Annotated in this window: 7 protein-coding genes; 1 reads left to right on the forward strand and 6 read right to left on the reverse strand. The window is 71.0% G+C overall.

Annotated elements, in window-relative coordinates:
* Positions 1-117 precede the first annotated feature (117 nt).
* Complete coding sequence (locus tag AC1DW0_RS24725) at positions 118-2,274, forward strand: putative bifunctional diguanylate cyclase/phosphodiesterase (RefSeq protein ID WP_457389763.1); 2,157 nt, start codon at positions 118-120, stop codon at positions 2,272-2,274.
* 12 nt (positions 2,275-2,286) lie between these two features.
* Here AC1DW0_RS24725 and gshA read toward each other — a convergent pair whose 3' ends face one another.
* The 6 genes from gshA to AC1DW0_RS24755 form a co-directional block, all read right to left on the reverse strand.
* Positions 2,287-3,780, reverse strand: coding sequence for a glutamate--cysteine ligase (gshA, locus tag AC1DW0_RS24730; protein WP_457320587.1), 1,494 nt, complete (start codon positions 3,778-3,780; stop codon positions 2,287-2,289).
* A 46-nt stretch (positions 3,781-3,826) separates the two neighbouring features.
* Positions 3,827-5,494, reverse strand: a complete 1,668-nt coding sequence (locus AC1DW0_RS24735) for a SulP family inorganic anion transporter (RefSeq protein WP_477948601.1) — start codon at positions 5,492-5,494, stop codon at positions 3,827-3,829.
* The gene (locus AC1DW0_RS24740; RefSeq protein WP_477948602.1) at positions 5,494-6,480 is read right to left on the reverse strand and encodes a tripartite tricarboxylate transporter substrate binding protein; all 987 of its coding nucleotides are present in this window, start codon (positions 6,478-6,480) and stop codon (positions 5,494-5,496) included. The genes AC1DW0_RS24735 and AC1DW0_RS24740 overlap by 1 nt, the downstream gene beginning before the upstream one ends.
* A gap of 18 nt (positions 6,481-6,498) precedes the next feature.
* Positions 6,499-7,506, reverse strand: coding sequence for a Bug family tripartite tricarboxylate transporter substrate binding protein (locus AC1DW0_RS24745; RefSeq protein ID WP_477948603.1), 1,008 nt, complete (start codon positions 7,504-7,506; stop codon positions 6,499-6,501).
* A gap of 226 nt (positions 7,507-7,732) precedes the next feature.
* The gene (locus AC1DW0_RS24750; RefSeq protein WP_457445839.1) at positions 7,733-9,766 is read right to left on the reverse strand and encodes a GGDEF domain-containing protein; all 2,034 of its coding nucleotides are present in this window, start codon (positions 9,764-9,766) and stop codon (positions 7,733-7,735) included.
* A complete protein-coding gene (locus AC1DW0_RS24755; RefSeq protein ID WP_157281031.1) occupies positions 9,763-11,862 on the reverse strand; it encodes a GGDEF domain-containing protein in 2,100 nt (699 codons plus the stop codon). The genes AC1DW0_RS24750 and AC1DW0_RS24755 overlap by 4 nt, the downstream gene beginning before the upstream one ends.
* Between the last annotated feature and the right edge of the window lie 87 nt (positions 11,863-11,949).

Below are 11,949 nucleotides of genomic sequence, written 5' to 3' on the forward strand. Positions count from 1 at the left end.
GCGAGGCCGGTCACGTTGCACGCATCTCCCCAGCGTGAGCCGTGGGTTCCGGCACCCCTTCACGCAGCAAGCGAATGGCGCCGGGCCAATCTTGCGTCGGGCTTTCATACTGGCGGCATGTCCGCTGCCGTACTCGCGCTGCGCTTCGACCCGGCGGTCGTGGTGCTGTCCTACCTGACCGCTGCCTTCGCCTCCTATGTGGCGCTGGACCTCGCCCAACGCGTGCGCACGCCCGATGCGCTGGTCGCCCGCACCTGGTGGATTGCCGGTTCGCTGTCCATGGGCACGGGCATCTGGGCCATGCATTTCGTCGGCATGCTGGCCCTCAAGCTGCCCTTCCTCGTCGGCTATGACAGCGCCGTCACACTGCTGAGCTGGCTCGCGGCCGTGGGCGTGTCGGCTATCGCGCTGCGCGTTGCGGCCGGAGAGGCGCTGACGCCCACCCGCCTGGCCGTGGGCGCCATCAGCATGGGCGCTGGCATCTGCGCCATGCACTACACCGGCATGGCCGCCCTGGTGCTGGCCCCCGGCATCCAGTGGCACTGGGGCCTGGTGGCGGCCTCGGTCGCCGTCGCCACCGGCGCAGCCGCCGCGGCCCTCATCATCTTCTTCGGCCTGCGCAGGCTGCCGCGGGCCTGGGCCCGCTGGGGCCAGCTCGTCGCGGCCCTCGTCATGGGTGCGGCCGTGGCCGGCATGCACTACACCGGCATGGCCGCCGCCGACATTGCCGAAGGCACGGTCTGCCTCAGCGCCGACGCGCTGCGCGGCGACAACCTCGGCAATCTCGTCGCCGGCGCCACCTTCGCGCTGCTGTTGCTGACGCTGATCACCTCGGCCCTGGACGCCCGCGGCCAGCGCCGCACCAACCGGCTGCAGCAGTCCCTGCAGGCCGCCACGACCGAGCTGCAGGAAATCGCGCTGCGCGACCCGCTGACCGGCCTGGCAAACCGCCAGCTGCTTGACGACCGCCTGCAGCATGCCGCCGCGCGCGGCCAGCGCGAGGGCGCTCGTCTGGCCCTGCTGACCGTCAACCTGGACGGCTTCAAGCCCATCAACGACAGCTTCGGCCTGGCCGCCGGCGACCAGGTGTTGCGCGAGACCGCTCTGCGGCTGCAAGGCCTGGCCCGTGGCCACGACACCCTGGCCCGGCTGGCCGCCGATGAATTCGTGCTGGTGCTCGAAGGCGAGGTCGGCGAGACGACGCTGGCCCAAATCGCCCAGCGTCTGCTGGACGCACTGGCCGAGCCCATGACGGGCGTGCCTGGCGCCGGCAGCCAGCCGCTGCGGCTGTCGGCCTCGGTCGGCATCGCGCTGTACGACGGCAAGGGGCCCGGCGAGGCGCTGGTGGCCCAGGCGGATTCGGCCGCCCAGTCGGTCAAACGTGCGGGCGGCAATGGCTTTGCCTTCTTCGAGGCGCATATGCAGGCCGGCGTGCGCGAGCAGGTCGAGCTGGCCCGCGACCTGCGCGCCGCACTGGCCGGCGAAACCGGCAGCGGCCGCCTGACCCTGCACTACCAGCCCAAGATCGCCACTGCCCACGGCGAAGTCAGGGGCGTCGAGGCGCTGCTGCGCTGGCAGCACCCGCAGCGCGGTGCGATCAGCCCGGTCGTCTTCATCCCGGTGGCCGAGCGCTTCGGTCTGATCGTGCCGCTGGGTGACTGGGTCATCAAGGAGTCCTGTCGCCAGATTGCACTTTGGCGTGAGGCGGGCCTGCAGATGCGCGTGGCCATCAACCTGTCGGTGCAGCAGCTGCGCCAGCCCGACGCCCTGGTGCGCCGCTTCGAGGAGGCGCTGGCCCAGTATGGCGTCGACGCCCGCCAACTGACCTGCGAGATCACCGAGTCCGTCGCGATGGACGACGCCACCGCCACCGAACGCTCACTGCAGCGCCTGGCCGAACTCGGTCTGTGCCTGTCCATTGACGATTTCGGCACCGGCTATTCCAGCCTGGCCTATCTGCGTCGCCTGCCGGTGTCGCAGCTCAAGATCGATCGCAGCTTCATCCAGGACCTGGAGAGCAGCGCCGACGCCCGCGCCATCGTCAGGGCCGTCATCGAACTGGCCCATGCGCTAGGCCTGCAGGTGGTGGCAGAAGGGGTCGAGACCGAAGGCCAGGCCGAGGTGCTGCGCGGCAAACGCTGCGACAAGCTGCAGGGCTTTTTGTTCGCGCGCCCGATGCCGGCCGAGGACCTGACGCGCTGGGCGAAGGACGCGCAGGACGACCGGCCGCGCTTCAGCTCGTCGGTCTACGCAACGCTGGACCCCAGCATTTAGGGCCGAACGGCCCTAAACCGCCATCCGCGCCGGCGCCACGTAGAAGCGCCGGAACTCCTCGAAATCCATGGTGTCGGCCGCCTCGATGCGGGCCTGCTCGGCCAGCGACTCGGCCGCCATCTTCTCGAAGCGGCGTTGCAGCTCGTCTGGAAACGGCAGCGCCAGCAGGGCCGCACGCGTGGCGTCGCTCTGGCGGCGGGTGAAGCCGACATAGCTGTCGTCGAAGTCCTGGGCCATCACGGTCAGCACGCGCGCCGATGGGCAGAGCTCGGGCTGCTGCAGGCGCTGGCCGACGCGGCGCAGGGCCGCGCGGTAGGCGTCGCCGCCATGGGCCGCGTCAAGGGCCGCGGCGTGCACAGCGCAGGCGGCGAGGATCTCGCCGGCCCAGTCGGCGAGGCTGCGCTCACCCCCGCGCCAATGCTCCAGCATCAGGCCCGGCTCCCGGCCGCGGGCGGCCACGCGGTGCTGGTTGCGGCTGTTGGCGGCGATCTCGTCGGGCGTGTCGTCGGGGCTGTCGCTCTTCAGGCAGTGCAGCAGGAAGGCGTCCAGCACGCGGATGGCGTCGGCACCGATGCCGACCGGCTCGAAGGGGTCGAGGTCCATCAGCCGCACCTCGATGTACTCGACACCGCGCTCGCGCAGCGCATGCAGCGGCCGCTCGCCGGAGCGGATCACCCGTTTGGCGCGAATGGTGCTGTAGAACTCGTTCTCGATCTGCAGCAGGCTGGTGGAGAGCTGGTTGTAGTCGCCGCCGGGCGTCTGCACGCCAATGGCCTCATAAGGCGGATAAGGCCGGCTCAGCGCCTCCTGCAGCGAGGCCGCATAGCTCTCCAGGCAGTTGTAGGTGACGGCGATGCTGGACTGCGCGTCGCTCTGGTAGCCCAGCCGGCCCATGCGCAGCGAGGTGGCGTGCGGCAGGTAGAGGGTGTGGTTGGAGAGGCGCTGCAGGCCATGCTCGCGGTCATGCACGAAGCTGTCGCACAGCGCCGGGCTGGCGCCGAAGAGGTAGAGCAGCAGCCAGCCCTCGCGGCGGAAGTTGCGGATGGCACCGAAATAGCCCTCCGTCGACACGCCCGGCAACGACCAGTTGTAGTGAATGCCCGAGATGGTCTGCATGCGCCGGCCATAGCGCTGGCCCAGGCCCATGCGGTAGACGCTCTTGGCACGGCCGACATTGCTCGAACCGTAGCGGCCGATCGGGATGGTCTCGTCCGTGGGCAGGCCGCAGGGCATGGAGCCCACCCAGAGCCGCTCGTCGGCAAGGGCCCGGTAGACGGCCTGGTGGACCTCGGTCAGCTCCAGCAGGCAGTCGTCGACACCGGCATGCACGCCGGTGATCAGCTCCAGCTGCGACTCGCTGTAGTCGGTCGTGATGTGCGGATGGGTCAGGGCCGCGCCGAGGGCCACCGGATGCGGTGTCAACGCCAGGCCGCCCCCGGGGAGGGCGCGCAGGCTTTCCTTCTCGATGCCACGGCGGATGCCGAGCAATGTCTCTTTGTCGTTCATGGCGTCCGGGGACCGGGAATTGGGCCAAGACGGTAGCAGAAGAGCCCTACAGCTGTCCTGGGGCATCCATGTCGGCCAGACTCGGCCTCAGGGCATGTTCGCCGGCCTGGATGCCTTCGTGGTGGCTGAGGTAGAGCGAAACGTCATAGCGCTCCAGCCAACCCACGGCCTTGAGCCTGTCCAGCACCGGGCCCTTGACCTCGGAGAACTCCAGCCTCAGCCCCTCAGCCTGCAGCGCCGCATGCAGCTCCTGCAGGGCGGTCAGGCCCGACACATCGATGTGGTTGACCGGCGCCATCAGCATCAGCACGCGCTGCGGCGCGCCGACCTTCTCACGGTGCTCGCGCACATGGGCCAGCACGGCGTCGACCAGGCCGCGGGCATTGGTGAACACCAGGCTCTCGTCGACGCGCAGCCCGACGACCTCGGGCCGGCACTCGACGGCATAGCGCTCGAGGTTGCGGTAATGCTGCGTGCCCGGCACGCGGCCGATGCGGGCGACGTGGGGCTGGGCCGTGCGCTGGATCAGCAGCGCGACAGAACCCACCACGCCGATGGCCAGCGCGGCCGCGATGCTCCAGCACAGCACGGCCACCGTGACGGCCACCATCAACAACCCTTCGGCGCGCGCATAGCGCCAGGCCTCACGGTAGGGCTGCAGCGAGAAGCCGCCCAGCACGGCCACAACGATGGTTGCGGCCAGCACGGGCTTGGGCAAATGAGCCAACGGTTCGGCCAGCAGCAGCATCGCGACGAACATGAAGGCGCAGACGAACACCAGGCTCCAGCGGCTGGCCGAGCCGGCCTCGTGCAGCAGGATGCTGCGCGAGAAGCTGCCCGCCACCGGCATGCCGCCGCTGACCGACGCGACCAGGTTGGCCGCTGCCAGGCCGCGCATCTCGGCCGCCGGCAGCAGCTTTTCGCCACGCCGCTGCGCCAGCGATTCCGACACCGCCAGGCTGGAAACGAAACCCATCAGGGCCACCAGGGCTGCGGACGGCAGCAACTGCAGCCACAGCGCAGCCTCCAGCCGCGGCAAGCCGAGCGGCAAGACCAGCGACGGCAGCGCACCGACCTGGGCAACGCCCATGGCGGCGGGCGTGAAGGCCGACAGCGCCATCGCCGCAACCAGCAGCAGCAGCGGCGCCAGCCGCGCCAGCAGGCGTGGGCCGGCCCGGCGCGACAGCAGCAGCAGCGCGATGCCTGCGCCTCCCCAGACCGCGCTGGCGACGCCGAAGCCGCCCTGCGGGGCCGATGCGATCAGGTCGGGCAGCGTGAAGCCCGCCGCCGCACTGCCCAGCAACACCGGCAGCTGGCCGGCCGCGATCATCAGCGTCGCGCCGGTCTCGAAGCCGCGCAGCGCCGGCACCGACAACAGGCTGGACAGCGCATCCAGGCGCAGCAGCGCGGCCACCGCCAGCAGCAGGCCCACCTCGGCTGCGAGCACGAGCGCACCTTCGGTCGCACTGACGCTGGCCGGCAACGCGCCCAGGGCCTGCGCGATCATCAGCGCCAGCACCGCCACCGGGCCCAGGCCCAGCACCGGGCTGGAGCCCAGGGCCGCATAGGCCAGCAGCGGCAGCAGGCTGGCATACAGCCCCACCTGCGGCGGCAGGCCGGCCAGCATCGCGTAGGCCAGGCTCTGCGGGATCAACAGCACGGCGACGACGGCGCCGGCGATCAGGTCAGCGCGCCAGGTGCGCAAGAGGGACATCAATCGACCTTGGCGCCCGAGACCTTCACGACCTTGGCCCACTTGAGGGTCTCGCTGGCGATGAGCGCCGCGAACTCCGCTGAGGAGCCCCCACCAGCCACTGCGCCCTGGCCTGCCATCCGTTCGCGCAGCGCCGGCGTATTCAGCGCCGCGGCGGCTTCGCGCTGCAGGCGGGCGACCTGGTCGGCCGGCTGGTGGGCAGGCGCCAACAGGCCGAACCAGGAGCTGGCCTCATAGCCCTTCAGTGCCGCGCCACCCGCCTCGGCCATCGTGGGCAGGTCGGGCACGGCCGGGCTGCGCTGAGCGCTGGTGACGGCCAGGGCCAGCAGCTTGCCGGCCTTGATCTGCGGCAGCGCCGAGGGCAGGTTGTCGAACATCAGGTCGGTGTTGCCGGCGATCAGGTCGAGCAGGGCGGGACCCGAGCCGCGGTAGGGGAAGTGCAGCATGAAGCTGCCCGTCATGCTCTTGAACAGCTCGCCGGCCAGGTGGATGGACGTGCCGTTGCCGCTGGAGGCCATGTTGAGCTTGCCAGGATTGGCGCGCGCGACGCGGATCAGATCGGCCACGTTGCGGATGCCATAACGCGCTGCATTGGCAGGGTTTAGCACCAGCACATTGGGCACGGCCGCGACCAGCGTGATGGGCGCGAAGTCCTTCGCCGGGTCGTAGGGCAGCTTGGGGTAGAGAGACGCGTTGATCGCATGCGTGCCGACCGTGCCCATCAGCAGCGTGTGGCCGTCCGTGGCCTTGGCGACCTCGGCCGAACCGATATTGCCGCCGGCGCCAGGCTTGTTGTCGACGACGACAGCCTGCCCCAGGCGCTGCTGCAGTTCGGGCGCCATCGCCCGTGCCAGCAGGTCGGTCGTACCACCGGGCGTGAAGGGCACGACAAGACGGATGGGCTTGCTCGGCCACGGCGCTTGGGCGGCGGCAGGCAGCGCGAGGCTGCCGGCCAAGGCGGTGACCTGGCGGCGGTTCAGGCTCATGACGTCTCCTCGTTGAAGTCAGCGGTCTACCTTGACGCCCGAAAGCTGGACGACGCGCGCCCACTTGGCCGTCTCGGCGGCAATCAGCGCAGCGAACTCCGGCCCGCCGCTGCCATGCACGAGCATGCCACGTGCGGTCAGCCGCTCGCGCAGCGCGGGACTGGCGAGTGCGGCAACGCTGTCACGCTGCAGGCGGGCAAGCTGCTCCGCCGGCTGGCCGCTGGGAGAAAACAGGCCGATCCAGGCACTGGCCTCATAGCCCTTGAGCGCCGGCCCGCCGGCTTCTTCGACGGTGGGCAGCTCCGGCAGGCTGGGGCTGCGCCGCGCGCTCGTGACGGCCAAGGCCAGCAGCTTGCCGGCCTTGATCTGCGGCAGGGCCGAGGGCAGGGAGTCGAACATCAGGTCCATGTTGCCGGCGATGACGTCCTGCTGGGCCGAGGCCGCGCTGCGGTAGGGGAAGTGCAGCATGTAGGTCTGGGTCAGTCGCTTGAAGAGCTCGCCGGACAGGTGCGTCGGGTTGCCGTTGCCGCCGGAGGCGATGTGCAGGCGCCCGGGCTGGGTGGTGGCGGCGTGCACCAGGTCGCTCACGCTGCGCACGCCCAAGGCTTGAGCGACACCGGGGTTGATGACGAGCACCAGCGGCACGGTCGCGACCAGGCTGATCGGCGCGAAATCCTTCACCGCGTCATAGGGCAGGCGGCGCCACAGCAGCGGGTTGATGACATGCGTGCCAACGCTGCCCATCAGCAGCGTGTGGCCATCGCTGGCGCCGGCGACTTCGGCAGTGCCGATATTGCCGTCGGCGCCGGGCTTGATGTCGATGGTCACCGGCTGGCCCAGGCTCTTCTGCAGCTCGGGCGCGAGCTGACGGGCGGCGACGTCGGCCGCGCCGCCCGCTGCATAGGGCACGACGATGCGCAGCGGCCGCGTCGGCCATGGACCACTGGGCTGGCTGTAAGCCGATGGGGCCGACGAGGCGGCCAGCCACATCAGCAGGCTACGGCGCTGCAGCGGCGGCAGTGTCATGCTTGCCACTCCGCATGGGGGCCCGCGGGCCGAGCGCCGGGCCGCTCCCTAGCCGGCCCGCCATGGCGATGTGCTTGAGGCTCAATGCCGCAAGCATCGCCGTCCCCGCGGGGGCTGAGGCCGGACACATCGCGCCCGGTGGGCGGGATGTGCCTGCCGAAGGGCTGCGGCTCATGCCGCAGCGCGGCCTGCAAGGCCGGCCAAGGTACTCCTTGGACGAGGGGCCTCATTGCGGCCCCGGCAACTGCCTGAGCTTGACCTGGCCATTCATGCAGGCGGCGTCGAAGTCCTGCAGCACGGCGGCCAGCGCATGGGCGTTGGGGGCCTCGACGGCACTGATGCCGACACCACGGTTGCGGCCCTCGGCCTTGGCCTGGTACAGCACCATGTCGGCCCAGTTGACGGCCTGCTCCCAATGCAGGCGCAGGCCCGCGCCGGCCGCGCCGCCGAGGGGGAAGCTCGCGAATCCGATCGAGACCGTGATGCGCAGCGGGCCCTCGGCGGTCTCGATCGGCTGGCTGCCGATGCCGCGCAGGACGCGCTCGGCCATCAGCGCGAGGTCGTCGCCAGGCAGCGCGGGCGCGAAGACGAGGAACTCCTCGCCGCCCCAGCGCACCACGAGATCGGTATCGCGCACGGCGGCGCGGATGCGGCGTGCCACCTCGACGATGACGGCATCGCCGGCCGCGTGGCCATGCCAGTCGTTGACGTTCTTGAAGTGGTCGATGTCGATCATCATCAGCGCGCCGACAAAGCCCTCGCCCTTGGCGTCGCGGGCGCTCTGGTCCATGACGGCCAGGAAGTGGCGCCGGTTGGACAGGTCCGTCAGCGGATCGCGCTCGCTCTGGGCTCGCAACAGGCTCTGGTTGGCCGTGAGGCGCGCCTGGGCGCGGCGCATGCGCACCAGCGTCACGCCGATGAGGGCGACGGACAGCAGCAGCAGCGCGCCGATGGCGAAGCCGACCTGCTGCGCGAGCTGCTGGTTGGAGATCTGCTGGTCCTTGAGCTGGCCGTCGCGGGCCAGCAGGTCGAGGTCGCGCTGCTTGGCGGCGCTGTCGTATTTGCGGCCCAGCTCCTCCAGCGCCGCCGCGCGGTTGCGCTCGTTGGCGCGGGTGTTGAGATCCCGCTCGGCATGCAGGGCCGCCAGCGCCTCCTTGTACTGGCCCGCCTCGCCCCAGGTGTCGCCCAGCTCACGCAGCTCGCGGGCGCGCGGCACCAGGTCGGCCGGGTCGGTGCCGAACTCGCCGACCTTGGCGAGCTCCTGGCGGGCCTGGTCGAACTGGCGCAGCTTGATGTGGGCCACCGCCAGGTTGTGGTGCAGGCTGCGCTCGTAGAAGCGGTCGCCGAAGCGCTGCAGCACCGGCATGGCACGCTGCCCGGCGACCAATGCCTCCTTGGCCATGCCCAGATGCATGTAGGAGTCCACCAGGTTGGAGCGCAGTTGCGCGGCCAGGTGGGGCGCGTCGGCCTGCTCGGCCAGCAGCAGCGCGGCCTCGACGGCGCTGCGCGAAGCCGCCATGTCGCGGGCGCGGCGCTCGACCGCGGCCTCGTAGTTGCGCACGCGGGCGCCGGCCACGAGGTCGCCCGCGGCCTCGGCCGCGGCGGCACGCAGCTCGGCACGCGCGGCGTCCATGCGGTCCTGGGCCTGCTGCGCCACCGCCAGCATGCCGTGGCTGAGGGCGGTCAGATGCTTGTCATCGCCGGCACGGGCCAGGGCCAGGGCTCGCCTGATGCTGGCCTCGGCGACGGCGAAGGCGCCCTGGGCGTATTGCTCGCGCTGCAGGATGCGCAGGGCCTCCCAGGCGCTGCGGAAGTCGCAGCCCTGCTCGCGCACGGCACGCACCTCATCGCCGACGGGGCAGCGTTTGTCCAGGCCCGCCAGGGCCCGGGCAGCCAGGGCCGTGGCGGATCTGCCGGTACGTTCCTGAGCCAGGGCACGCAGCACCCAGCTGCGGTCGACGCCGTCCTCGCGGCCCATCAGTTGCACGGCAACGGCATCGGCCGCCCCGGCCTGGCCGGCGGCCAGCAGCACACGGCCCCGTGCCATCAGCCAGGCGGCCTCGCGCGGCTGACCGGGTTCGGCATGGGTGGGCCAGCGCTGCTGCAGCTCGGCCAGCATGGCCTCGGGCGCATCGAAGGCGCGGCGGGTGATGTTGGCCAGCAGGGTGTCCTCGGCCACCGGGTCGGGCGCTGTGACCGGTGCTGCGGTCGCAAAGCCCGAAGCCAGCATCAGGAGCAGCAGCAACGCAATGGTTCTCATGCGTTGGCCGGCCGGCTGGCGGCGTCGGGATGGAAGCCGCTGTCGGCCGTGCGGGCCGGGCCGCTGAGGGCCTGCAGGCCCACCAGGCCCTCGGCCCAGGCGGCCTCCAGCCGGGCCGTCAACTGCGCCGCGGCCAGGGCATCCTCGGCATGAATGCGCTCGACGCCATAGGCCTTGTTGCGACCGTGCGCCTTGGCCAGGTACATGACGGTGTCGACGAGGTCGATGGCGCGCTCCCAGGACAGGCGCAGCCCGTGCGGCGCCACCGGCAGGCTGACGAAGCCGATGGAGGCCGTGACAGTCACCTCACGGCCCTCATACAGAACAGGCTTGCTGCCGACCAGGTCGAGCAGACGCTGGGCCAGCTGGTTCGCCAGCATGCCGTCGTGGCTGCGTGCCACGATAAGGAATTCCTCGCCGCCCCAGCGCACGATGAGGTCGTCGTCGCGCACGGCCTGGCGCAGCCGCTCGGCAATCTCGATGAGGACGGTGTCACCCGCGGCATGGCCGAAGCTGTCGTTGATGCGCTTGAAGTGGTCGATGTCGATGAGGAAGAGACTGGCCGCCAGACCCTCGCCGCTGGCCAGGGTCTTGATCGCGGCCTGGAAGTGGCGGCGGTTGGCCAGGCCGGTCAAGGGGTCGGTCTCGCTCTGGCGCTTCAGCGAGGCATTGCTGTGGGCCAGCGCCTCGTTGGTGCGACGCACGCGGCGGAAGGCCTGCCAGAGCAGGCCCAGCGACACCAGCACGCAGCCGCCCATGGCCGACCACAGCGTCAGCGCCAGGTTGCGCTGGTGGACCTGCTCGGCCTTGAGGGCGTTGTCGCGGTTGAGCAGCTCGATGTCGCGCGCACGCTGTTCGGCGTCCTGGCGCTCCTGGGCCTCCAGCAGCAGCTTGCGGGTCTCGTCGCGCAGCACGCGCTCGTCCATGCGGCGATGCTCGCGGTAGGCGGCGATGGCGCCGGCCAGGTCGCCGGCGCGTTCCAGATAACCCGCGAGCTCCTGCCAGCCGGCGGAGGCGTAGGACATGGCGCCCTGCTGTTCGTCCAGCGTGATGCCGGCGCGCACGTCGTCGCGGCCCTCGGCGATGCGGCCCATGGCGATCTTGGCCAGGCCGATGTTGGAGCGGGCGACGCTTTCGGCGCTGATGTTGCGCGTCGCGCGCGCCAGCGGCAGCGCCTGCTCGGCGAGTTCCAGCGCCCGCGCCGGGTGGCCCTGGCGCAGGTGATAGTCGGCGAAGTTGGCCAGGCCCAGGGCGCGCACAGAGTCGGCACCAGCGCGCGTGGCCTGTTCCAGCGCATCCGAATTGGCCTGTAGCGTGATGCTGGAGTCACTGTCCTCGGCGTAGACGATGCCACGCATCGTGTAGACCTGGTTCAGCGTCATCGGGTCCGGGTCCTTCTGGGCCTCGGTGAGCGCCTGGCCGATGAGCTGGCGGGCGCGCGCCGGCGTGTCCGCACGGCTGGACGTGAAGGCCAGGTCCACCAGCGTCAACGCCACGCGCCAGGGCCGGCCGATCTGTTCGGCCAGGCGCTGGGCAGCGTGGCCCTGGTTCAGCGACAGGTCGAGTTCACCCGAATCGCTGGCGATGGCCATGAGCTGGTGGTGGTAGCGCCAGCGGAACACGGGCGCGGCGGCATTGAGCTGGGCGGCGTCCACGGCCAGCAGCGTCTTGCGCGCCTCGCGCAGGTCGCCGTGGGAGCGCAGGTATTCGGCGCTGGTGCTGGCGGCTGCGACGGCGGCCGCGGCGCGCAGTTCACCGGCTGGCCAGTCGCGCAGGCGCTGGGTGATCTGGTCGGTCAGCGCGCGGTCGCGTGCATAGGCGGCGAGCAGGCCACGCAGGGCCAGCACGTCCAGCTCGGCGGCGCTGCCGGCTGGCAGCTTTTCGCCGCGGACCCGCAGCTCCTGCTCCAGCGCCGCGGGCTTGGCGCGGGCAGCGCGCTCGATGCGTTCGAGGTCATGGGCCAGGCCTTCGTCCGGCACGTTCGATGCGGCGGAGGCGGGCGCACCGGGACCCTCGCTGGGCGAGCAGGCGCACAGCAATGCCAATGCGGCCAGCGCCGCGCACAGCGTCGATCGTGAAGCCAGGGATTGATGCATCGAAACGGTTGGCGGCCGGGCTTGCCGGGCCGCGCTGCTGATTTCAGCGCGGTTCGGCCTGGCTGTTGCGGATCCCACGTCAGAGAC

This window comes from Roseateles sp. P4_D2, assembly GCF_056401875.1.